This is a genomic window from Pseudomonas sp. NPDC078700 (genome assembly GCF_044542375.1).
Taxonomy (GTDB): domain Bacteria; phylum Pseudomonadota; class Gammaproteobacteria; order Pseudomonadales; family Pseudomonadaceae; genus Aquipseudomonas.
The window spans coordinates 1,072,893-1,095,648 of the sequence record NZ_JBITUI010000001.1; the positions used below are offsets into that span (position 1 = coordinate 1,072,893).

The 22,756-nt window shown below is 53.1% G+C and carries 22 protein-coding genes; 8 read left to right on the plus strand and 14 right to left on the minus strand.

What is annotated here, in order from left to right; translation table 11 throughout:
• Positions 1 to 16 precede the first annotated feature (16 nt).
• The 4 genes from ACIGCM_RS05205 to ACIGCM_RS05220 all read right to left on the minus strand — a co-directional run bounded on the left by ACIGCM_RS05205 (position 17) and on the right by ACIGCM_RS05220 (position 8,221).
• Positions 17 to 2,770, minus strand: coding sequence for a LuxR C-terminal-related transcriptional regulator (locus ACIGCM_RS05205; protein WP_397500948.1), 2,754 nt, complete (start codon positions 2,768 to 2,770; stop codon positions 17 to 19).
• Between the two features lie 201 nt (positions 2,771 to 2,971).
• Positions 2,972 to 4,345 carry a DUF1329 domain-containing protein gene (locus ACIGCM_RS05210; protein WP_397500949.1) on the minus strand — a complete coding sequence of 458 codons (1,374 nt, stop codon included), beginning with the start codon at positions 4,343 to 4,345 and terminating at the stop codon, positions 2,972 to 2,974.
• Between the two features lie 30 nt (positions 4,346 to 4,375).
• On the minus strand, positions 4,376 to 6,307 hold the full coding sequence (locus ACIGCM_RS05215; protein WP_397500950.1) for a DUF1302 domain-containing protein: 1,932 nt from the start codon (positions 6,305 to 6,307) through the stop codon (positions 4,376 to 4,378).
• A 231-nt stretch (positions 6,308 to 6,538) separates the two neighbouring features.
• Entirely contained in the window at positions 6,539 to 8,221 is a 1,683-nt protein-coding gene (locus ACIGCM_RS05220; protein ID WP_397500951.1) for a fatty acid--CoA ligase, read from the minus strand.
• Positions 8,222 to 8,415: 194 nt separating this feature from the next.
• Here ACIGCM_RS05220 and ACIGCM_RS05225 point away from each other — a divergent pair, with 194 nt between their 5' ends.
• Positions 8,416 to 9,591 (plus strand): acetyl-CoA C-acyltransferase, encoded by a 1,176-nt coding sequence (locus ACIGCM_RS05225; RefSeq protein WP_397500952.1) that lies wholly within the window; start codon positions 8,416 to 8,418, stop codon positions 9,589 to 9,591.
• 76 nt (positions 9,592 to 9,667) lie between these two features.
• Here ACIGCM_RS05225 and ACIGCM_RS05230 read toward each other — a convergent pair whose 3' ends face one another.
• Positions 9,668 to 10,297, minus strand: coding sequence for a LysE family translocator (locus tag ACIGCM_RS05230; protein WP_397500953.1), 630 nt, complete (start codon positions 10,295 to 10,297; stop codon positions 9,668 to 9,670).
• A gap of 76 nt (positions 10,298 to 10,373) precedes the next feature.
• Here ACIGCM_RS05230 and ACIGCM_RS05235 point away from each other — a divergent pair, with 76 nt between their 5' ends.
• Entirely contained in the window at positions 10,374 to 11,339 is a 966-nt protein-coding gene (locus ACIGCM_RS05235) for a 2-hydroxyacid dehydrogenase (RefSeq protein ID WP_397500954.1), read from the plus strand.
• Positions 11,340 to 11,573: 234 nt separating this feature from the next.
• Positions 11,574 to 12,572 carry a methyltransferase gene (locus ACIGCM_RS05240; protein ID WP_397500955.1) on the plus strand — a complete coding sequence of 333 codons (999 nt, stop codon included), beginning with the start codon at positions 11,574 to 11,576 and terminating at the stop codon, positions 12,570 to 12,572.
• Between the two features lie 202 nt (positions 12,573 to 12,774).
• Here the strand turns inward: ACIGCM_RS05240 and ACIGCM_RS05245 are convergent, their stop codons facing one another.
• The 4 genes from ACIGCM_RS05245 to ACIGCM_RS05260 all read right to left on the minus strand — a co-directional run bounded on the left by ACIGCM_RS05245 (position 12,775) and on the right by ACIGCM_RS05260 (position 14,821).
• Positions 12,775 to 13,590 (minus strand): M48 family metallopeptidase, encoded by an 816-nt coding sequence (locus tag ACIGCM_RS05245; RefSeq protein WP_397500956.1) that lies wholly within the window; start codon positions 13,588 to 13,590, stop codon positions 12,775 to 12,777.
• Between the two features lie 114 nt (positions 13,591 to 13,704).
• Positions 13,705 to 14,322: an SOS response-associated peptidase gene (locus ACIGCM_RS05250; RefSeq protein WP_397500957.1), complete on the minus strand. Its 618-nt coding sequence runs from the start codon at positions 14,320 to 14,322 to the stop codon at positions 13,705 to 13,707.
• A gap of 56 nt (positions 14,323 to 14,378) precedes the next feature.
• Complete coding sequence (locus ACIGCM_RS05255) at positions 14,379 to 14,639, minus strand: DUF2007 domain-containing protein (RefSeq protein WP_397500958.1); 261 nt, start codon at positions 14,637 to 14,639, stop codon at positions 14,379 to 14,381.
• On the minus strand, positions 14,639 to 14,821 hold the full coding sequence (locus ACIGCM_RS05260) for a CPXCG motif-containing cysteine-rich protein (protein WP_397500959.1): 183 nt from the start codon (positions 14,819 to 14,821) through the stop codon (positions 14,639 to 14,641). The genes ACIGCM_RS05255 and ACIGCM_RS05260 overlap by 1 nt, the downstream gene beginning before the upstream one ends.
• Before the next feature lie 327 nt (positions 14,822 to 15,148).
• Between ACIGCM_RS05260 and ACIGCM_RS05265 the strand changes: the two genes are divergently transcribed.
• The gene (locus tag ACIGCM_RS05265) at positions 15,149 to 16,312 is read left to right on the plus strand and encodes a 1-acyl-sn-glycerol-3-phosphate acyltransferase (RefSeq protein ID WP_397500960.1); all 1,164 of its coding nucleotides are present in this window, start codon (positions 15,149 to 15,151) and stop codon (positions 16,310 to 16,312) included.
• Positions 16,313 to 16,449: 137 nt separating this feature from the next.
• On the opposite strand, the gene ACIGCM_RS05270 is transcribed toward ACIGCM_RS05265, so the two are convergent.
• Entirely contained in the window at positions 16,450 to 16,734 is a 285-nt protein-coding gene (locus ACIGCM_RS05270; RefSeq protein WP_397500961.1) for a hypothetical protein, read from the minus strand.
• Positions 16,735 to 17,103: 369 nt separating this feature from the next.
• Between ACIGCM_RS05270 and ACIGCM_RS05275 the strand changes: the two genes are divergently transcribed.
• Complete coding sequence (locus tag ACIGCM_RS05275; RefSeq protein WP_397500962.1) at positions 17,104 to 17,310, plus strand: hypothetical protein; 207 nt, start codon at positions 17,104 to 17,106, stop codon at positions 17,308 to 17,310.
• A gap of 73 nt (positions 17,311 to 17,383) precedes the next feature.
• Here ACIGCM_RS05275 and ACIGCM_RS05280 read toward each other — a convergent pair whose 3' ends face one another.
• On the minus strand, positions 17,384 to 17,968 hold the full coding sequence (locus ACIGCM_RS05280) for a YajG family lipoprotein (RefSeq protein ID WP_397500963.1): 585 nt from the start codon (positions 17,966 to 17,968) through the stop codon (positions 17,384 to 17,386).
• Positions 17,969 to 18,143: 175 nt separating this feature from the next.
• Here ACIGCM_RS05280 and ACIGCM_RS05285 point away from each other — a divergent pair, with 175 nt between their 5' ends.
• Together ACIGCM_RS05285 and mqo are read left to right on the plus strand one after the other, a co-directional pair.
• Positions 18,144 to 18,377, plus strand: a complete 234-nt coding sequence (locus tag ACIGCM_RS05285) for a hypothetical protein (RefSeq protein ID WP_397500964.1) — start codon at positions 18,144 to 18,146, stop codon at positions 18,375 to 18,377.
• A gap of 467 nt (positions 18,378 to 18,844) precedes the next feature.
• Positions 18,845 to 20,347 carry a malate dehydrogenase (quinone) gene (gene mqo, locus ACIGCM_RS05290; RefSeq protein WP_397500965.1) on the plus strand — a complete coding sequence of 501 codons (1,503 nt, stop codon included), beginning with the start codon at positions 18,845 to 18,847 and terminating at the stop codon, positions 20,345 to 20,347.
• Between the two features lie 81 nt (positions 20,348 to 20,428).
• Here mqo and ACIGCM_RS05295 read toward each other — a convergent pair whose 3' ends face one another.
• From ACIGCM_RS05295 to ACIGCM_RS05305, 3 genes are all read right to left on the minus strand, one after another.
• On the minus strand, positions 20,429 to 20,785 hold the full coding sequence (locus tag ACIGCM_RS05295; RefSeq protein WP_397500966.1) for a PilZ domain-containing protein: 357 nt from the start codon (positions 20,783 to 20,785) through the stop codon (positions 20,429 to 20,431).
• A 59-nt stretch (positions 20,786 to 20,844) separates the two neighbouring features.
• Positions 20,845 to 21,267: a DUF4124 domain-containing protein gene (locus tag ACIGCM_RS05300; RefSeq protein ID WP_397500967.1), complete on the minus strand. Its 423-nt coding sequence runs from the start codon at positions 21,265 to 21,267 to the stop codon at positions 20,845 to 20,847.
• 61 nt (positions 21,268 to 21,328) lie between these two features.
• Positions 21,329 to 21,703 (minus strand): tol-pal system YbgF family protein, encoded by a 375-nt coding sequence (locus tag ACIGCM_RS05305; RefSeq protein WP_397500968.1) that lies wholly within the window; start codon positions 21,701 to 21,703, stop codon positions 21,329 to 21,331.
• Positions 21,704 to 21,832: 129 nt separating this feature from the next.
• On the opposite strand from ACIGCM_RS05305, the gene ACIGCM_RS05310 reads away from it, so the two are divergent.
• Positions 21,833 to 22,642: an outer membrane assembly lipoprotein YfiO gene (locus ACIGCM_RS05310; protein ID WP_397500969.1), complete on the plus strand. Its 810-nt coding sequence runs from the start codon at positions 21,833 to 21,835 to the stop codon at positions 22,640 to 22,642.
• The last annotated feature ends 114 nt before the right edge of the window (positions 22,643 to 22,756 follow it).

Sequence of the window (22,756 nt, forward strand, 5' to 3'; positions counted from 1 at the left end):
AGAAAGCCCGATTAAGCTATTTTCTGAACAGCCCTAAACTATTAGCGCGAGCGACCGCTTGGGTACGTCGCTCCACCCCCAACTTACTGTTGATATGCCGGGCATGGGTCTTAACGGTATGCAGCGATATGAACAAACGCTCGCTAATTTCTTGGTTCGAGCAGCCCTTAGCAATCAACTCAAGTACAGCTTGCTCCCGACCGCTCAACGCCTCAGTGAGACATAAATTCTCGTGGGTCACTTTCGGCGATGTGTCCTGCGCAGGCAACATCGCCAGTAAAGCCGCACTGACTGGATTACTGGCAACAACCATGAGCTGCTCCCGTAACCATTTAGGTCGATGTACGATGAGCTCATCAAACTGCAACAAGCCCCCTCCAATAGCCATTTCCAGAGCATTACCGAGGTGCTGCTGAGCCTCTTGCTCACGCCCGAAGTGGAGCAACAGCAAGGTCAACTGCACCTCTGCAAACGAGCCTATATATTGCCCGCCAGTTGTTTGTGCCCGCTGAATTAGCGCTTTAAAACGGCGCTCTGCCTCGTGAACTCGCCCTTTAATTCGATCAAGTACAGCCAAATGAAAGTTAATGTGAAGCCCAAGCTGTGGATGGTACTCCGGTGCGGTTGCCCCTTGACCTGCACCGTAGGTCTCATCCAAACGTTCAAGCCAGGACTCGGCAAGGTCAACCTGACCTTGGCGCAACCACAGCTCACATTTAATTAAGGTAATCATGGCCAGGTAATAAACAGGCGGCACATCCCAAATATGCATGAGCCTTTCTGCATCACTGAGCAATGCAAAGGCCTCCGACAAACGCCCTTCCCGGCCTTCTTGACTGGCTAAAACGCAATAGCCGATTAAAACGCTAATGTCGCGACAGGCACGGGACTCTTTGATCCCGGCGCGCAGATGTATGGCAGCTTGCTGCGGCTGCAACTGCAAAGAAAGCAAGGTGCCTTCATACAGCTTAAGTCTGGCGCGAGCCGCATAAAAGCGATGTGCCGAAACATCACGCAGCAACTCCAAACCTTGGCGAGTCTCTTGCAGAGCACGTGAAATTTCACCACGGGCTTGCAACACTCTGGCCCTGTCGTAGTAAGAAAGCGCTTCAAAAAGTGGATTACCGATACGCTGGGCAAGCTCTAATGCGTCGCGATTAAGACCGCGTGCACGCCATAAGTCGCCTTGAACTATTGCCAGGTTCGCCAACATCGACAAGCAGGTAAGCCGTGGCCCATAACGCTCATGGGACAACCCTGCCAATGCCGCTGTACAGAACTCTATGGCTCGTGGGCTATCACCGCGGCCGCGAGCTATCACGCCACTAATGGCCAACCACTGCGCCACCAACTCTCGCTGTTGCGGCTCAGAGGGAGCGGGTAGAAAACGACTAAGTTGCGCCGCAAGATCTTCAGCTGCGTCGAGCTGACAAGCCAGTGCCAATGCCCAGCTGTACAGTACAATCAGCCTGGAGGTACTGCTCAGTAACTGATCAGGCAGATCCATCTTCCAGCGCAGTAATGCCGATACGTTTTGCTCCGCCAGCAATTGTTCTTCTGACAGACTCTGCACTAAGTTTGCCGCAACATCCGGCTGCCCGGCTTGCAGAGCCTGCTCAATGGCCTCATCAAGCAGGCCCTGAGAACTAAACCAACGGCACGCACGCAAATGCATATGGGCAACATTTTGCTCCGAGCTTTGCAGTGGACGCGCCCGTAATAAATCAGAAAACAGGTGGTGATAACGAAACCACTTACCCTGCTCATCCAAAGGCACCAGAAACACTTGGTGCGTTTGTAAATACTCGAGAATGTTTGCACTGTCGCGGCTATCACGGATCACATCACAAAGTTCGGCGCAGAAGCGGTCCATGCGGGCGGTGTCGTATAAGAAGGCCTGAACATCAGCCGGCTGACGCTCAATAACCTCCTCAAGCAAATACTCGCGAATAAGCCCTTGTGCACCATGCGGAACAGCCATGACATGTTGTAAATCCGCCAGTTCGCCCGCATCGGTTGCCGCTAGCAGCCACAAACGCAGCCCCGCAATCCAGCCTTCGCTGCGCACACATAGCTCGGCCAATGCCTGCGCAGGCAAACTAGCCCCCTGACGGCCTAGCAACTGACTGATTTCATCTTGCGTAAGGCGTAAGTCATGCTCATTGAGCTCTAATAACTGCAGTGATAAACGCAGCCGTGCAAGGTGCCAGTCGGGGCGCTGGCGACTTGTCACCAGCAGCAACATCCCATCTGGCAAGTGATTCAGAAGAAACTGCAAGCAACGGTCGAGAACCGCACCTTGGGCAAGGTGATAATCATCCAGCACCAGCAATAAGGGTTGGCGAGGATCCAATACCTGAGTCAAATCATCAAGAAAGGCATCCAGCCACTCTTCGAATGCAAAGGGCTGATGGCGTTGACGCATCTTCAATAAGCCAAGTGCCTCATCGCCGAGATTCGGGTAATGCTGCTGCAAACCTAATAACAGGCGCTCAAGAAATTTCCCTGGATCACTGTCACGTTCGCTTAACCCCAACCATAGATTTTGCCAGTTGCTCGGCAACTGCTCACAGAACTCGATAGCCAGGGAGCTTTTGCCAAAACCCGCAGGAGCTGATACCAAAAGCAGCCGACTTCTCAACCCCTGCTCAAGGCGCTGGCATAGGCGTGACCGAGCAATATGCCCTTCAGGCAGTGGAGGCCTGAAAAAGCGCAATTCCCCTTGGGCGGTGATGCGGGATGAGCCCGGAAGGCTTGATAAATCGGTCATTTGCCAGTTCTTAGATTAGTTAGGTCAGCAATCTACACGACACGCCATCAGACTAACGACTAGTACACGCCATTTGAAGCCCTCAGGTGTTACCACAATTAAAAGCAGGCCTATCTCGGCGGTCAGTGTGCTTGACAGTACCTAAATTCGAGCCATAAAAAACCGGCACTTGGCCGGTTTTTTATGAAGCAAACTGCAGTTTTAGCGCACGCCAGCCTGACGCAGGGCAGCTGGGGTAAAATCACTCTCAGAGGCTTTGAAGTTGAAGTCGTAAGCTTGTTTCTCTTCGTTCTTCATACCCAAGGCTAAGTAGCGGCCTGACAACAGGTCATACAGGGTTTCCATGGTGTACCAAGGAACCTGATGGTTGTAGTAGTACTGCGAGTGGGCCTCAGCTACGCGCCACAGAGTGCCGCGGCCATCGTAATGATCAATGACTGCAGCTTGCCATGTATCCTCATCAATGAAGAAGTCACGCTTGGCATAGATGTGCCGCTCGCCCTTTTTCAAGGTTGCTGTTACGTGCCATACCCGGTGCAGTTCGTAACGCGTCAGGTCTTGATTAATGTGACCAGGCTTAATAATTTCCGAATACTTCAGCTTGGGTGAATCAAGGTCATAGCTGTTGTAAGCAATGTATTTCTCTTCTTTGCCAACCAAGTTCCAGTCATAGCGGTCAGGTGCACCGTTATACAGGTCAAAGTTGTCCGAGGTACGCAGGCCGTCTGCTGCTGTGCCTGGGCCGTCATACGACACCTGCGGCGCACGGCGAACACGACGTTGCCCGGCATTATAAAGCCATGCCAAGCGAGGTTCCTTGACCTGGTTAAGGGTTTCGTGAACCAGCAGTACGTTACCAGCAAGTCGCGACGGCGCGGTTACACGCTGCTTGAAGTAGAACAGGACGTTGCTTTCTTTGCTTGGATCGTAGTCGGTCAAAGAGTTGCGAAAGGTAAACTCATCCTGGAAATAAACCAGAGAGTATGAACCGTTGGCCTGCGGAGTCGCCTGCGCAATTACCCGCTTAATACTGCCACCACGGTAGCGGGTAATGTGGTTCCAGATAACTTCTAGGCCACTTTTAGGGATTGGAAACGGGTTGGCGGTATCGAAGTTTTCCATACCGTTGCCGCCCTCAATCAACTTGGTGTTGACGGCGTTTTTCTTGGTTGCCTCAATAATTTTGGCAGGCACGGTTGCCGAACGATGAGTGGTGTAAACCGGCATTTTGTAGGTGGTTGGATACCGCTTAAACATCGCAATCTGACCCGGCGTCAGATTAGCTTTGTACTGATCCATGTTTTCGGCAGTAATGGTAAACAACGGCTTTTCACTGGCGAATGGGTTGGACAAAAATCCACCCGCATCAACAGTGCCAGCGTTGGTTGGTAGACCACCTGTCCAAGCGGGAATAGTACCCGCAGCATTACCGGCCATTTCAGCACCGATTGGCGTAAGGCTAGTGCCCAGCTTTGCAGCTTCTTCAGCTGAAACCGCAGCGAAAACACTGGTGGACATCAAACTCAAGGCAAAAACTATTGCACTCGAGTGAAGCAGACTTTTTGTTGTTTTCATAAATACAGTCTTCCTTTAAATCTGGGTACCTTAGAAGTTCATACCAAAGCTGAGCGCCGCAAAATCGCGATCCGCCTGAGTGTTGTAATCGCCACCAAAGAAACTGGTATAGGACAAGCCTGCGGTATAGGTGTTCTGGTATTCGGCATCAAGCCCCAGACTCACGGCTTTACGGCCTTCCTCGAAGTTAGCGCCTGGGCCCGGAGAGTAACCATCGACGTCATGCGACCATGAAATACTTGGCTTGAGGTTGACCCCCACTAATGCATCTGGGTAATCCCAGATTGCACGAGCGCGGTAGCCCCAAGAATCAGCTGTGGTGAAGCCGTCGTTATTGCAATAACGGCTAACGTTTTTCGCAGTCGGGCTGCCCAGGGTGCCTGCGTTCAGAGCCTCACATGAGGACACACCGCCGATCTGACCCGGCAATTCGCCTGGACCATAGATAGGGTCACGGCCATAGCGGGTATCGCTAGTGCTCTCAAGCCCGCCGACGTGAGTCCAGCCAATTTCACCGACCAAGGTCAAGCGACTTGCCCCCATCACCTGATCAAAGAAGTGAGTGAAAGTGCTTTGCAGCTGGGTGATCTCTTTACGACGGTAGCCTTCCAGGTCCTGACCTGCCTGACCATCCAACAATGAAGCATTGTCGTATACGGCATTGCCGCCAAGGCTGATTGGGTTCAAGCCTGCATACAGAATGTCGGTGGTATTGAGTTGCACCGGCGCATTCGGCCGATAGCTCAATTCACCGCTCCACGCTGTACCGGTAGGCAAGGTGGTGGAGAAACTCAAACCATACAGGCGAATATCTTCTGGGTATTCAATGTAGTAACTGCTGTTACCCGCCGTTGCAGCAGCAGCTAATCGTGCGGCGGTTGATGGGCCAACTAGGCCAGCGGCAGATGTTGCCACCGCGTTAATGGTATTAACGGCATCAATCGAAGCCCCCGTTCCACTAAAGATCGGAAGGCGGCTGTGATAATTCATAAAGTAGGCGCCGAACTCAGTGTCTAACTGGTCGGCAAAGTAACGAAAGGCTACACCATACTGGCCACTGTCTCTCGCGTCACGGTCGCCACCACGCTGCACTACCAAACCTTCATCCCAAGGAGATGGCGTTACACCCAAGCCAGCGCCACCAAGGATGCTGTTAATCAGGTTGATCGATGCAGGGTCATTGGACAGCACTGCAAGGTTCTGGTCGCAACCATCGGCCACTACGTCAGGCTGGGAGAAGAAGGTGCCGCAGTTATCAACGACCGTCTGATCCCACTCAAGCTGATAGAAGGCTTCCATCGACAGGCTGTCAGTCAGGCTCTGAGATACATAGAACATGTTGACCGGAATCAGACCTTCCTTAATTTCTGCGCCGGGACGACGGAAGGCGGATACGTCAACTGGGTTAATCGAGTTGATCGAGTTCTGAATGAAGGTACTTTCACCCCAACTGACTACCTGCTTACCCAAACGCACAGTGCCTGGCTGATTGGCGATGGCATAGTTGTGGTAAATGAATGCATCGAGGATTTCAGCGCCGGAAGCCTGCGCTGCAGTTTTGCGATTGTGGTCATCGATATCTTTGAATAGACGATCTTCGTCCTTCAGTTCGAAGTCATACCAATACTTGCCACGTACAAACACGCCAGTATCGCCATACTTCAATTCAAGGTCATGAATGCCCTTGAAGATTTTGGAGAAGGTTTCACCACTTTTAAAGTTTAGGTGTGAATCGTCCGAGGTTTGCGAAAGACCACGGCCGCCGTTGTTCACGCCGATGAGATCTTTATCAGGACTTTCGGTTGACCAGCTAGCACCAACAGAAAGTGAGGAATCGAACTGACCCTCAATTTCACCAATGTTGAAGGTCACACCAAAAGCAGGTGCTGCAAGTGTAGAGGCGAGGCCAACTGCTAGAGGCAATTTTGCCAAGCGCCACTGTGGACTTCTTTTTGTGCTCATCGATTCAACTCCCTGGTGTTCTTATTTTTATTTAGGGCCCGACTATATCCAGCGAATTAAACAGGTAGATCCCTCGAAAGTGTGATTTTCAGATTGCCAACCACTCTAGCCCAAGGGTTTCACCGGCTATAGCCAAATGCCACCAAAGCAAGAATGGCCATAAAATGACAATTAGCAAGCCAAAAGCATGAATGACTGACCAGTCACACTCAAACCTTTGGCTTACATAAGCTAAAGCGTCGACAGGAATTCGCTACCAGCCTCTTGCCATTGGGCGATATCCAGACGAATTCGTTTCTTATCCAGCTTACCAACACTGGTCTTGGGAACTTCAGTAACAACCGCGATCTGCGTTGGAATTGCCCACTTATTAATGTGGCCTTGCTCAACAAAAGGCTTCAGGTGTTCTTTAAGCCCTTTGGCATCCAGCTGTTGCCCTTCATGCAGCACTAACAAGGCAAAGGGGCGCTCTCCCCACTGAGGATCAGCCACGCCGACAACTGCCACTTCACGTACCGCGCTATTGCGGCTGATAAGGTCTTCGAGTGCCAGCGATGACAACCATTCGCCGCCGGTCTTGATTACGTCTTTAATTCGGTCACGGATATCAATAACCCCCATGCCGTCGATTGTTGCAACGTCCCCGGTGTGCATCCAGCCGTGCTCCCACAACTCCTCACCTTTCTCAGGCTCACGGAAGTAACCTTGTGTGAGCCAAGGCGAACGTAACACCAACTCACCTTGGGTTTCGCCGTCAGATGGCAGAATGTTGCCACTGCCATCCATAATCACTGCTTCAACCATGAGCACTGGAACGCCAGCCTTGATGCGATAAGTGATACGTTCATCTTCACTGCTGGCTTGTAACTCAGCATTCAGGTAACCGCAGGAAATCAACGGGCAGGTTTCAGACATTCCGTAGGCAGCCGTCAACTGGATACCAGTGGCTTTGGCGGCGTCATAAACCGCACGATTCAGTGAGCTACCGCCGATAATCATTTTCAGGCCACCAAAGTCATGGCCTTTTGCAGTCTGGCTGTTAAGCAGCATTTGCAAGATGGTAGGGACACAGTGAGAGAAGGTTACTTTTTCCTCACGGATCAACTTGCACAACAAATCAGGCTCGTACCGACCCGGGTAAACTTGCTTGATCCCAAGCATCGTCGCCAAATACGGAATGCCCCACGCATGAACGTGGAACATCGGTGTAATCGGCATATAGACATCATTATTGCCGAGTAAGCGAATGCTATCGAGCGTGCCGACAGTCGCGCCTAATGCCAAGGTGTGCAGCACCAATTGGCGATGAGTGAAGTACACCCCTTTGGGATTACCTGTCGTGCCCGTTGTATAAAAAGTAGTTGCTACGGAGTTTTCATCAAAATCTGCAAACTCATAGCGGGGGCTGGCAGCGGCAAGCAGCTGCTCGTACTCGCCAACACAGTTGGGAAGGTTCGAGGTTTTAGTTTCGGTGTCGGTCAGTAACAGAGTGTTTTCAACTGTCGTCAGTTGCGCCGCCAAACCGTTATAGAGTTCGGCGAATTCGCTATTAACCAGAACAAACTTATCCTCGGCGTGGTTCATGGTGTAGAGGATTTGCTCGGCCGACAGACGAATATTAATGGTGTGCAACACAGCCCCGATCATCGGTATGGCAAACATGCACTCCAAATAACGGTGGCTGTCCCAATCCATCACGGCAACAGTGTCACCGGCCTTGACGCCTGCCTCACTGAGCACATTGGCCAAGCGGGCGATGCGTTCATTGAGAGTGGTGTAGTCATAGCGCACCTGATCGCGATAAACGATTTCGCGCGTTTTTTCATAGCGACCACCAGAGAGCAGCAAACGCTTAATCAATAGCGGCGATTGATGGGCATTAGCTGCGGGGGGAATGATCCGAGTTTGCAACATTTGGCACCTTTCTACAGTTGGTCGTTTTAATTGATAAGACTGTAGAAGCCTCTGGCAAGCAACAAATCAGTCAAAAGAATGATTTGCAACCTGACTCTTTAGTCGCTTTTAGTCACAGGATACAATCAGAGCCAATATCAGTCACAGTTAGTCACGTGACACGCTTGCAGTCCATAATTCTAGAGGTAACCACCATGTCTGACATCGTCATCGTTAGCGGCGCACGCACTCCAATGGGCGGCTTTCAAGGTAGTTTATCCAGTGTTCCTGCTGTTGAGCTTGGAGCAACGGTTATCCGTGAAGCAGTCAGCCGTGCCGGCATTGCCCCCAGTGATGTTGAAGAAGTGATCATGGGTTGCGTGCTGCCTGCTGGACTGAAGCAGGGCCCGGCCCGTCAAGCTTCGCTGAATGCAGGGCTGCCAAGCACAACCGGCTGCACCACAATTAACAAGCTCTGCGGCTCAGGCATGAAAGCGGTCATGTTCGCCCATGATCTACTCAAAGCTGGCAGCAACAAGGTCATGGTCGCGGGCGGTATGGAGAGCATGTCCAACGCCCCCTATATCATCGAAAAAGCCCGGAACGGCTTGCGTATGGGCCACGGCGAAATCAAGGACCATATGTTCTTGGACGGGCTGGAAGATGCACGCACTGGCCGCCTGATGGGCTCATTTGCCCAGGAAACCGCTGATACCCACGGCATTACCCGTGAGGAAATGGATGCCTACGCCATTGAGTCCCTCAAGCGCGCCCAAGCCGCTATCAGCGATGGCGCCCTTGAGGCCGAGATTGTTTCGGTCACGGTCAACAGCCGCAAAGGTGAGGTCATCGTCAAAGATGATGAGCAGCCACATAACGCCAACCTAGAAAAAATCCCAAGCCTGCGCCCTGCTTTCAAAAAAGACGGCACCATCACCGCCGCAAACGCCAGCTCTATCTCCGATGGGGCCTCGGCACTGGTGATGATGACGGCTGACGAAGCGGCTAAACGCGGTCTCAAGCCACTGGCCAGAATTGTTGCCCATGCCACCCAAAGCCAGGATCCCAGTGAGTTCACCTTGGCGCCGGTTGGTGCAATAACGAACCTGTTCAATAAAACCGGCTGGAGCGCAGACCAGGTTGACCTGTTTGAGATCAATGAAGCCTTTGCCATGGTGACGATGCTGGCAATGCGTGAGCACAACCTAGACCACGCCAAGGTCAACATTTATGGCGGCGCTTGTGCTCAAGGCCATCCAGTAGGCTCAACCGGCTCGCGGATTATCCTGACCTTGATCAATGCGTTGAAAAACACCGGTGGCAAACGCGGTGTGGCAGCATTGTGCATTGGTGGTGGCGAAGCAACTGCTGTGGCGGTTGAACTGCTGTAAACCTAACCGGCAAAAACTAACGCCCGGCATTTATGCCGGGCGTTTTAGTATGAACGCGATTGTCATTCAACCTGACTTAGCGCAATGAGGTGAACGCCAGTTTGATGCCCAAGCCTACTAAAACCACACCCATCAACCGATCAAACCAGTGGCCCATCCGGGCAAAGCCCGCCCGTACCCGCTGCTGACTGAATAGCATCGCCACAAGGCAAAACCACAGTGCGGTAGCAACAGCCAGGTACACCCCATAACCGGCCTGCACCAGCAGTGGTGTGTGTGGATTTATCACCACGGTAAACAACGACAAGAAAAACAGTGTGGCCTTAGGATTGAGCCCATTGGTTACAAAGCCGGTGACAAAAGCCCCACGCGCCGAGCGCTCGCCAACAGGCTTATCCAGATCAAGGCTTGCCGGGTCTGCCGGTTTCGCACGCAGTGCTTTGATGCCGATGTAGAGTAGATAGGCCGCAGCCAGCCACTTCAAGGCATTAAAAAGTACGATCGATTGCGATACGATCAAGCCAATGCCGAGCAATGAATAGGCAACATGGACAAAAATCCCTGCGCCAACACCCAACGCCGTAAAGATCCCTGCGCGACGCCCAAAGCCAACACTCTCGCGTACGACAATCGCAAAATCAGGGCCGGGACTGGCTACAGCGAGTAGGTGGATCAATGCTACGGTAAAAAACTCGGCCCAATACATATCGGTCTTCGTTCCCATGAGTCTGTTAGGCTCGCAAGACTACGCCCATTCCATCCGTAAAATAAAGGTACAGCTGATGAGCAACAGTCACCTCGCAGTGTTTCTCGACCACAGTTCTCTTGATCTCGGCGACCTTAATATGGCGCCACTTCAGCAGGCCTTTGGCGAGTTGCGTGTGCATGATCGCACCGCGGCGCAACAGATCATCGAACGCCTGCAAGGTGCTCAAGTCGCGATCATCAATAAGACCGTCATCAATGCTGAAACACTGGCCGCGTGCCCTGATTTAAAATTAATTCTGATCTCGGCGACCGGCACTAATAACGTAGACCTCAATGCCGCACGTGAGCATGGCGTGACGGTGTGTAACTGCCAGGGTTACGGTACGCCCTCGGTTGCTCAACACACCTTGATGCTATTGCTGGCCATGGCCACCCGCCTACCGGACTATCAGCGCGATGTCGCCGCAGGCTTGTGGCAGAAATCCTCACAGTTCTGCCTGTTGGATTACCCGATTGTTGAACTCGAAGGTAAAACCCTTGGCGTACTCGGTCACGGGGAGCTGGGCGGAGCCGTTGTCAAACTGGCCGAGGCTTTTGGCATGCGTATTTTGCTTGGGCAAATTCCGGGGCGTCCTGCACGTGCAGACAGACTACCACTGACGGAGTTGTTACCTCAGGTTGATGCGCTCACCTTGCACTGTCCGTTAAATGCCGATACCGAAAACATGCTCGGTGCCGAACAACTCAAACTGATGAAGCCAGGTGCGTACATCATTAACACCGCACGTGGCGGTTTGATCAATGAACAAGCCCTAGCAGATACCTTGCGCAGCGGTCATTTGGGCGGTGCGGCAACCGACGTACTGACTCAAGAGCCACCCACCAGCGACAACCCATTGCTGGCGGGTGATATTCCTCGCTTGATCATCACACCGCACAGCGCTTGGGGCAGTAAAGAAGCACGCCAGCGAATCGTGGTGCAGATGGCGGAAAATGCCCAGGCATTTTTCAGCGGTGCAGCGCGGCGCGTCGTTAACTAGGCCGCTCGCCTTCTAAAGGGCTGCGCCTGCTGCTCTGGCGCGAGACACTCGCTTGGTTGTTCCAAACGAGTGTCGAGAAACGCGTATCGTGCGAAAACAGGCCCAGCACTTTGGGTTGCGCGTATAATCTCGCCATGCGGTGTTGGCATCACCAACGCTCTACGCCTCGCCTGGCAAAATTTTACGCGGCAACGCGACTCGTGATGAAACGGGAACAACCCCTAAGGAATAACAATGGACCCGCGAAGCGAGGTGCTGCTGAGACAGGCAGAATTATTTGCCGGCCCACTACTATTGGCAGGATTACCCAGCGACGACCTTCTCGGCCAATTGCCTGATGCACAGGGTTGGTCTTGGCATGCGGGTGACCACGGCCTGCTTGAAGCACGCTTTGCCGGGCGCAACCACTTTGGCGTCAGCGCGCCGCAAACGCCGGCACAAGCAGCGGTATTGTTTCTACCTAAATCCCGTGAACTGACCGAATACCTGCTCAAAGCGCTTGCAGCATTGTTGCCAGGACGCGAGCTGTTCTTGGTCGGTGAAAAACGTGCGGGTATCGAACGTGCTGCCAAACAACTGGCCGCGTTCGGCAAGCCGCGCAAACTAGACAGCGCTCGTCACTGCCAACTCTGGCAAGTACGGGTTGATAATGCACCGCCAACACCTGACCTATCGGCGCTGGCGCAGCACTACAGCTTGCAACTGCCCGACGGCCCATTGACTGTTGTCAGCCTACCCGGCGTATTCAGTCACGGCCGGTTGGATATTGGCAGTCAGCTTTTACTCGAACACCTCGACAATCTACAACCTGGGCATATGCTTGATTTTGGCTGTGGAGCAGGAGTACTCGGCTCAGCCCTCAAACGCCGTTATCCAGACAGTCAGGTAAGCATGCTAGATGTCGATGCCTTTGCCGTCGCCAGTAGTCGCCTGACCTTGGCGCAAAACAACCTTGAAGCCGAGGTTATTTGCGGCGACGGCATTGACGCCGCGCCCTTTGAGCTGAGCACTATCCTCAGTAACCCGCCGTTTCATCAGGGCGTACACACCCACTACCAAGCCAGCGAAAATCTAATGCGTCAGGCAGCGAAGCACCTTAAACCCGGTGGCCAGTTGCGCTTGGTCGCCAACAGCTTCCTAAAATACCCGCCACTGATTGAACAGCACCTCGGCGCTTGTACGTCGCTGGCAGAGGGCAAGGGTTTTCGCATTTACGATGCGCGCAAAAACTGAGCGATTGATTATTTCAACCTGGTCAGTCTCACCAGCTTAAATAAGCTCGGCAGTCGCTCGCCGATAAATCAATACCAGCCGGTGCCGCGCTTGCAATTGATGAGCAAAAGCCAACCCGGAGCTTACCCCGAAGGGCTCCTGCACCTAAAAAAAACCAGTGAACCTAGGCGTTCACTGGGCGTCTTGACTCTGAAGGGGTTGCTCAGCGTTTGGCCTGCTGATACAGCGGCATCACTTTCGGAATGGCGGCTTGCAATGAAGCAATACGGCTATCAGATGAAGGGTGAGTACTCATAAACTCAGGTGGCGCGCCCTCACTGGCCTTGGCCATCTTGTTCCACAGGGTGACGGCCGCGTTAGGGTTATAACCGGCGCGCGCCGCAAGCTCCAAACCGATCAAGTCAGCTTCGTTTTCGTTAGAACGGCTGTTTGGCAGGGTCATGCCATATTGCACCGCGTAGTCGGTAAGGCCCATGGTGTCTTGGCTCAGTCCCAACAATGCACCCGCACCTTGTTTGGCAATCTCGATTCCGTAGGCCTTGGACATGGCTTCACGGCCATGCTCACGCAATGCATGGGCGATCTCATGGCCCATAACCGCAGCGATCTCGTCGTCTGTCAGCTTGAGTTTGTCGATCAGGCCCGTGTAGAAAATGATCTTCCCGCCAGGACCGCAGTTGGCGTTCAGCTCAGGGCTATCGATCAGATTGACTTCCCATTGCCACTGCGCGGAGTCAGGACGAAAGTTCGGCGCTTGTTTGATCAATCGGTCGGCGATAGCTTGCAAACGCTTGGCGTCGGCGCTGCCTTTTTCCAGCTTACCTTTACTTGAGGCGGCGGCTACAGTCTCTTGATAAGACTGCGCGTAGGACTGATTCACTTCCTCAGTCGAGAGCATGCTGAACATGTACTGCTTGCGATCGACGCCCACAGCACCGCCGCTGGTAGTATTCACAGCTTGGCATCCAGCCAGCAGCAGTGCCGCAGCGAGCGCCGTTACGGACAACGACTTTTTCATCCTGAATCTCCTTTGAGTAAGGCGGCTATGCTAGGCCGCACGACGCCGCTGAGCAACTGTAAATAACCAGTCCTGCCGCTGGTTGTGAGCGCGTTGCCAGATGACTCTGGCTCCTTAGGCAGGTGTCAGGCACTCCGGTGCGTCTAGCGTTGGATCGTTGACCAGATTAGCCAACACTCGCTCACGCAACACCGGTTGAGGGCTGCTGAGTATTTCCAACAGGGCATCACGCGGGGTTTGTGCATCCAACCAGAGTTGCTGCTGCGCCTCATTCAGTATCAAAGGCCGGCGCTGATTAGCGGCCGCCTGGGTGACCACCGCGGCACTCAGATACACCGCACCTTCTACGGGATACGCCTCCCACAGCGCGGCGAAATACAGCGTGGGCGTGTCGCCTGCCAACCAATAGGGGCGTTTACGTGCAGTACCACGCCACTCGTAAAAGCCGTTGGCGGGTAATAAGCCCCGGCGTAGACGAAACGCGTCGCGGAACATCGGCTGATCGGCAACGGTTTCAGCTCGCGCTTGGGCAGGTGTTTTACTCAGGTCAGTCAGCCATGGCGGCGTTAAACCCCAACGCACTCGACTGATGGTTTTCTCGCCTGCCTCACTGCGCAACAGCAGTACCTGGGCGTTTGGCGAGATACTCCAATGTGGCTGCTGGTCCGCCGGGAAGCCAGGCAATCCGGCAAACACTGGCGACCAACGGAAAAAAGCATAACGTCCACACATGATTTAACTCGATTCAACTATAGGTACTTCAGCGCGCTCAGGCCCTGACGAAGCGTTTAACAGACTAACTCGCCCTGGTAGCTCTCGGGCTCATCACCCGGCAGCGGTTGTGCACCATTGTACGCAGTGATCAGCTCCCGCGCCTGCCCTGCCTGCTGATCATTAACCATCAAGCCCAGCAAGCCACTGGCTGGCAATTCGCCGACGGCCCCCGCTAAATGACGCCCCGAGATAAATGCTTCAATGCCCTCGCTGGCGAGCATGGCGAATAACAACTCTGCCTCGATAAGGTCTTGCGGCTCATAGATCCGTTGCATTAGTCATTCTCCCCTCTGACATCCAGCGTCCAGTCCTCTCCGTTGGTTGAAAGGTCAAAGACAATTGGCCGGCAACACACTTCACAGTCTTCAATGTACTGCTGGTCCCCGGCGGACAGGTCAAGCAGCGCTTCAACCGTCTCCCCACAATATGGGCATTGATAGATCTGACTTTCCAGCATCTGAGCCTCCGTGTGACTTAGGAACGCCTGAAAACAACTAAGCTAGGTAATGCTGCATCGAACACGCGGTACAACGCCATCGCTGCGGCGCCGAAGGGGTGAGAAGTGCTCAGTTACACCCGTAAACTGCGCGTTCCCGCACCTGTTCGCCTTGCACTCCCGTCGCTCGCTAGCTTTTTCAGAGGCTCCTTAGGGGTATAATCGCGGGTCTATTGCCAGCCCATGCACTTACTGTTGATATGCGCCTCAATGCAGACCCGCAGCACGTGCAGGACGTTCACTTTAAAATACCGGTAACAACTTACCGGCTAATCACATGAGATCATGATGGGCGAATTCGATTCCATCCGGCCCTACGCCGATGCAGAAGTTCCCGCCGTTCTGGCGCGATTGCTTGCTGACGACGTATTTCTCGGCATCCTCACCCAGTTCCGTTTTCCACGTTTAGCTAAGTCATTTGGTTGGTTGCTTAAACCACTTATAGCTCATCGGCTGCGTAAAGAGTTTGTTGGGGTCAATTCTGTCTCGGCATTGCAGGACAAAGTTGAGCCTTATGTTGACCGCTCAATCGAAAATGCCACTGATGGCGTGACCTATTCAGGCGTCGAAGGCCTTAAAAGCGGCAGTGCCTATTTGCTTTTGGCCAACCACCGCGACATCGTTATGGACCCTGCCTTCGTCAACTATGCGGTGTATCACGCTGGCCTGCCAACACCCCGTATCGCGATTGGCGACAACCTGCTGCAAAAACCTTTTGTCAGCGACCTGATGCGCCTCAATAAAAGTTTTATCGTGCATCGCACAATCAGCGGACGTCGTGAAAAGCTGGCGGCCTACCAATTGCTCTCGGCCTATATCAATCATTCTATTCGTAATGATTGTGAGTCAATCTGGATTGCCCAAGCTGAAGGCCGCGCTAAAGATGGCGACGATAGAACTGACTCGGCAATCCTCAAGATGTTTCATATGAGCCGCAAAACCGAAGCATTCGGCGACGTAATCCGCTCACTGAAACTCACGCCAGTGTCGATCAGCTATGAGTATGACCCTTGCGATCAAGCCAAAGCGCGTGAACTGTATATACACGCCACGACTGGCACTTATGAAAAAGCTGCAGGCGAAGATGACGTGAGCATTGGCTTGGGTATCACCGGCTACAAAGGCCGGGTCCATATCCACTTTGGCAAGCCGATTGAGAACGCGTGCGAAGACAGCAAGCAACTGGCGATGGAGATGGATAAGTGCATTCTCGGTGATTACCGACTCTTCCCAGTCCACTACCTTGCGTATGAGATGTGGACCGAGCAAGACCCGCAACTGCAGGTGCCTCCAGCACTTGAGCTGTTCAGCAAAGATGAACTTGATGCGGCTAAAGAACAGTGGCAAAAACGCTTGGCAACTTGCCCAGTTGAGCAACAACCTTACTTGATCCTGCAATACGCCAACCCGGTGCGTAACCAATACCGAGTCAAAGCAGGCTTGCCGCTGTAAGCCTCTGCGCATAACGCGTGTGACAACTCTGCGCCAATTGGCTCGACCTTAATGGCGCATAGCACCTTTGTTATCCGCCATTGAGTACGACCAGTCGGGGCGGGCTACTGCGGCGTGCCCCTAAGAGCTGTGCAGCATTACAGCTGAGTGCTGAACTCCGATAGCAACAAACCCAGCACTAACGCCACACTGCCGAAACTGTAAAAAAATTGGTTCAACCGCTGAGTCGGTTTATCAATCATTGTCGGCTCGCTGACTTGAGCCTCGACATCACTGGCAAGCATACGCGCATGCGCTCGTTGCTCACGCAGACGCGTCATCAACAACAGCAGACCACCGGCCACAGCAAAAAACAGCGCCAAACAGTTAGCGGTTCGCCTTGGGTAGGCGGAAAAGAAAGACCACAACACCTGCAAGAACATCAACGTCTCCACATCAGATTGGTGCAAGTTATGACTGCATGCACCAGCAAGGGGACAAAACACGTCCGCGCTGCTCAATAAAACTAGGTTAAAGGGGGCTCTCCAACGCATTCATGCGTTCAAAACGCTGATCAATGCAGCGTTAAGCCCAACAACCCAAATGGGTTAATGCGCTGTCAAGCGCCTAAATAAAGCAGCTCATTTTACGCCAGCCACTCGCTTAGATGATTAACTTCCGACGAATGTCGGATCAAGAGCAAAGCAGTCTGAAAACTGTCATATAGCTGGCCTAATGTTTGAATCCTCTTTATCAGCTACCCACGCAATATTGCGCGGCGTGCCTCCTAGGTTAAAGAAGAGGAAATTGTCATGCTCAACCCACAACCTGTAGACCACGATTACATGATCGAATCGCTGGATGAAGTGGACGATGTGATCGACGAACTTTCTTTCAATGTCCAGGACAATCACTGGCTGGTGTATTGCTCAATGGGCGGCCACGAACACTACGACTTACCAGATATTGATATGCACACCGGATTCAGCCTGCCCGAGCTTTATGAAGAGGCGGCGTAAACCTAGCCACTTTAAAATGTCACCCAGCAAAAAGCCCGCAAAAGCGGGCTTTTTAATGACAGCGTGCACACACTTACTGGGCCAGGATCTGGCCAATGGTTGGATCTTTAAAAGTGCGGGTCAATGCATCGCTAAGTACATCAGTCACCAGCTTGGTATTGGTTTCCTGATTCGGCGCAGTGCCTGAACGCTGATTCAGCGAAGCACCGTAACGACCGGTGTAGCGGCGCGTGCTGTTTTGCACCTCGGCGCGGATGGTGGCACCGATATCTGACTCATTGACGAACATGTTGTCCTTGGGCGACTGGAACTTCAATTCAGCCAAGGTCAGGGTCAAAGTCGGTGCATTGACCGCGTTAGCCGTTGGCGTGAAGCCCAACAGGCGCACAGCCGCCTCTGCTTGAGTCTGCAGTTTAGGCACAATGCTGTTGGCCGAGACTGAAATAGAGCTGGTTTCAGGGTACAAACCACCGCGAGTGCCCAGCACTGGAGATGGGCGACCATCAACCACCCGCACCACAACCGGTTGGCCACGGCCAACGGCAGTCAAGGGGCCGGTCAGCTTCGGGTCTGGGTTAAGTTGTTGAGGGCTGAGTGCGCAGCCAGCCAGTGTTAGGCTCGCTATAGCTAACAGACCAATAAACAGGCGGTGCAGCATGCTCGTTTCTCCCTAAATTGAGACGCAAAAAAGTTGCCGGCAGTATACCCAGCCAGCGGGCGCGCTAACAGCGCCATGCATTAAGACTTTAAAAGGCTATTGCAGGTTCCTGTAATGGCCCTGTCATGCGTCTATGGGATAAGAATTTAGTCTTAATTAACGCGGGGTATACGCCATGTCAGTATTGCGTTCGATATTCGCACCACGCCGCCCAACACGTACTTTTGCTCTACTTGATGACAACGGCCTGTGCCAAGCTTTCAAGCAGTCAAGCCAAGCCCCTGCTGGCTTTGGCTGGATCGAAGTTAGCGAACAACGCCTCAACTGGCTCAATAATCCACTGCCCTCCTTCGCCCGAATCGTACCGGTCGTCACATATTCAAATCGGAAAAAACCGTTGACCGCCTGACCGATGGAAGAATAAAAGTCACACCAGGCGATCAATTTTTCCACTTTCGCCTTATAATCGCGCCCCGATTATAAGGACGCCTCCTGATCGGCCTCGCCGTCCCGCTGATGCTTAAGCCATCGGCAATGCCCACAGAGAGTCGCCCACTTCGCACCCTGCTTTGGCTGCAATCTATTAGTTGGTCGTGCAACAATGCCTGCATCTTATGCGGCACATGTTGATCGAGTGACTGACACACGCCAAACAGTGACGCGAACTTTTGAGGTTCACGACTCCAAAAGAGCGTGAAAAAAACGGTTTTAACAACTTCACAAGAGTGTGGCGAATATATGAACAGCATTGCGTGCGGTAAACGCTCTGTTATCACTCAACCCCAAACCTGTGGAGACTTCAGCAACAGCTGACCTGCGGAGTTTCACGCAAAGGCTTTAAGCCGTGATTTGGGTGCTGATTTTGGAGAAGTGGTAATGGCGCAAAACGATTACGAAGCAGTAGATATGGTGCTTGTCGGTGCCGGCATCATGAGCGCGACTCTGGCCGTGCTTTTGAAAGAACTCGACCCGACCATCAAGCTTGAAATTGTTGAACTGATGGACGACGGGGCCGTTGAAAGCTCCAACCCTTGGAACAACGCAGGTACCGGCCACGCTGGTCTGTGTGAACTGAACTACACGCCTGAAGCGGCGGATGGTTCGATCGACATAAAAAAATCGGTCAGCATTAACACGCAGTTCGAAGAATCCAAGCAATTCTGGGCCTATTTGTTAGAGCAAGGCAGCCTTGGCTCGCCGAAAAGCTTTATCAATCCAGTACCGCACTTAAGTTTTGTACGCGGTGAAAAGGGCGTCGCATTCCTCAAAAACCGCTTCGAAGCGCTGAGCAAGCATCACGCCTTTGAAGACATGGAATACACCGAAGACCGCGAAACCATGGCGCAGTGGATGCCACTGATGATGCCAGGCCGCGACCCGAACGAACGCAACGCCGCCACCCGCGTTATGGCCGGTACTGACGTTAACTTCGGTGCAGTGACCAAGCACTTGCTTGACCACCTGAGCAAACAACCCGATGCAGTGGTTAAATGTAACCAGAAGGTCACAGACCTTGAGCGCAGCGGCGACGGCTGGCGGGTGAGCATCAAGAACTTGAAAGATGGCAGCAGCCGTCAGCTCCAAGCCAAGTTCGTATTCCTGGGCGCAGGCGGCGCAGCATTGCCATTGCTGCAGAAATCAGGCATTCCAGAAGGCAACGGCTTTGGTGGCTTTCCTGTCAGCGGCCAATGGTTGCGCTGCGATAACCCGGAAGTGGTTAAACACCACCAAGCCAAGGTTTACAGCCAGGCAGCTGTTGGCTCACCGCCGATGTCGGTGCCGCACCTTGATACGCGCGTAGTCGACGGCAAGAAATCGCTGTTGTTCGGACCCTATGCCGGGTTCTCGACCAAGTTCCTGCGTCACGGCTCGTTGATGGATCTGCCACTGTCAGTGCGGCCGAATAATATCGGTCCGATGCTCGCAGTTGCCCGTGACAACTTCGACCTGACCCGCTACCTGATCAAGGAAGTCCTGCAGTCGGAAGAGAAGCGCTTGGAAACCCTGCGCGGCTTCTACCCAGAACTGGATCCTGCTGATTGGCGTCTTGAAGTCGCTGGCCAGCGTGTGCAGATCATCAAGAAGGACCCTAAGCGAGGCGGCATTCTGCAGTTCGGCACTGAGCTGGTTGCGGCAGCTGACGGCTCTTTGGCGGCTCTGCTGGGTGCATCGCCGGGCGCATCGGTGACAGTTTCGATCATGCTTGATCTAATCCGTCGTTGCTTCCCCGAGCAGGCTAAATCCGAGCAGTGGAGCAGCAAGCTCAACACCATCTTCCCAGCAATGGGTGATGTGTTGGCGACTGATGCCGAGCGCTACCGTGAAGTTCAGGCGCGCTGCGACCGACTTCTGCAACTCACGGAGCCCGAGATGGCTTAAAGCCGAGTTGTATCAGCGACATAAAAAACCGCCTTCAATGGCGGTTTTTTATGTTTTGCATAACGCAGCTGTGATTAGCGCTCAAGCTGACGCCGAAAGAGGATGAAAGCTGAAGTAGATACGCAACGCCTCAACCATCTCAGTGTACTCAACGGGTGGTGCGACCAGGGAAAACCCAGAGTCAAAGCAGCCTGGGGTCACATCTTCATGGGACCACTGACAGGTCGCCGTGAAATCGATAAAACGCTGTGTGGGCTGACCCGGGAGTTTAATCCGCATATCAAAGCGCCCCCCGACGAGCATCGGCAACTGGCTAACCAATAACATGCCGTCGAAAGATACATTGCCTATGTAGCCCATAGGCTTATCAGTGACACGGTTATAGACCTTCAAATAGTAAGGTAAGTGATGGCGCTCAATGTGTCGCTGCATTGGCATAATGGCATATCGCTATATTTTGCCATTTAGTATGGCTCTAGTTGTACGTTTAGACCAGCTCACTGACAACGACTGGCAATCTGACCGCGCAATTGGGCGCGTGCCGTATCCAGTTGTTCATCACTGTAATAGGTCCGTTCGCCATTAGCCTCAACCCGGTAATAACGACGACCTTCGGGCATTTGCGCAAGACTGCTGCGTAACTTCTGGCATTGTGCATCACGTTCTTTGCGCCGCTGAACAGAGGCGGCGGAAGCTTCAGCCTGTTCTTGGCGACGCGCATCATAAAATCGTTCAGAGCGCTGTTCGCTATTACGGGTCGCCTGATCACGCTCGATCACCTGAGGTTTCACCTCAACGGCTGTAGCACCCTGTCCTGTTGGGCGCTGATCAAAGTGAACCTGGCCATTGGCGTCGGTCCATCGATAAATCTCTGCCACCGCCAATCCCGGCAACAGTAATAAACAGAGTAACAACCGCATAGTTCCCTCACCCGGCCGCATTGAGATTAGCGCTAATCTAGCAGTAAGTAACTGCCGACGGTCAGAGTGAAGTATGAGTCGTTCTTGGCGTCGGTGTGGACACCTTATGCCCCAGCTCATTCAGGGTTTGCAAGCGGGCTTGTGCACGATACGCATACTCACTCGCAGGGTAGCGACTGATAATGAATTCATAGGTTTGCGCAGCATCGACAAACAAGTTCTGACGCTCCAGACACTGTCCGCGCAGCAATGAGATTTCCGGTTGGATATAGCGACGTGAACGGCTGTAGCGTTCGGCTTGAGACAACTCAAGCATCACGGCCTCACAATTGCCTTTGTCATACGCCTCGTAGGCACTGTTCAAATGACGGTCAAGCGCCCAACGGGTACAGCCCGACATTGCCAATAACAGCGCCATCACTAATAGGGTTCGCATACAGTCTCTCCTTCTATGAAGAGTCTATCGGCAGGTCAGTCAAAAGCTTCAGTCCGAACCTCTGATAGGTATTAGCCACAATCGCCCCTGCCTAAGCTCTAGCGTTTAATTTGCCAACAAGGAAGCACAATGCAACCCAGGCGCTTGCTCCCACACCTGCTCACGGGCTGCTTGGCCATAAGTGCTTGCGCACCCACCACGCCATTATTTATAGCCCAGGTCACCACAGGTGAAGTGGTTGAATACAAAGCCCTCAAAGCGAAACGAATGACCGCAGCGATTGAAGAAGAAGGCGACCTTCTGACTTACAGCGCTCAAGCCATTCGCGATGTTAAAAGCCCACAGGCGGAGGAACTGTATTTATCGGGCTATAAGGATCACCACCTGGGTGATGAGATACGGGCAATTGCCCTGTATCAAATCGCCCTGATCTACATGAGCCGCTTCAACGATCAACGTAACGACGCCAAGGCACGCGCTTATCTGCTGCAAATAAACCGTGAGTTTCCCGGCAGCCAAGCGGCGCTGCGCGGTCAAAGCCACCTGATGGCGCTTGATCAGCGAGCGACCCATAATTTACAAAAAAACGCGCGCGAACTGCTCGAGCACTGGCAACCACAACTGAACCTGGACCTCAACCAGCCCAGTCTGGACCCCGACATGACCTTGCTTTCACGGCGAGCCGTATTGAAAGACCGTGTGCCAGAAGCCGAGTCGCTCTACCGATTGGCCTTGCACGACTCGGGCGTTCCCATAGCGATCAAACACAAAGCCCTTTATCAGATGGCCCTGATGTATTTGGCCCCCGATAACCCTCGCGCCGATCGCAGCAAAGCGATCGCCTACCTTCGACAGCTATTGCGACAAACACCTGAAGCCCAGCTACGGCACAAGGCAGCTGCCCATCTTGATCGAGCATTAAACCTGAGCCCGACCTAGCCAGCACCAAGCCGTCATGTTCTTCAACTACCCTGTACACAATAGTGGACGCGCACGTGAGCTGCGTAACCAAGCGGTGACAGATAAATAAGCCGGTAGTGCAGATGAACAATG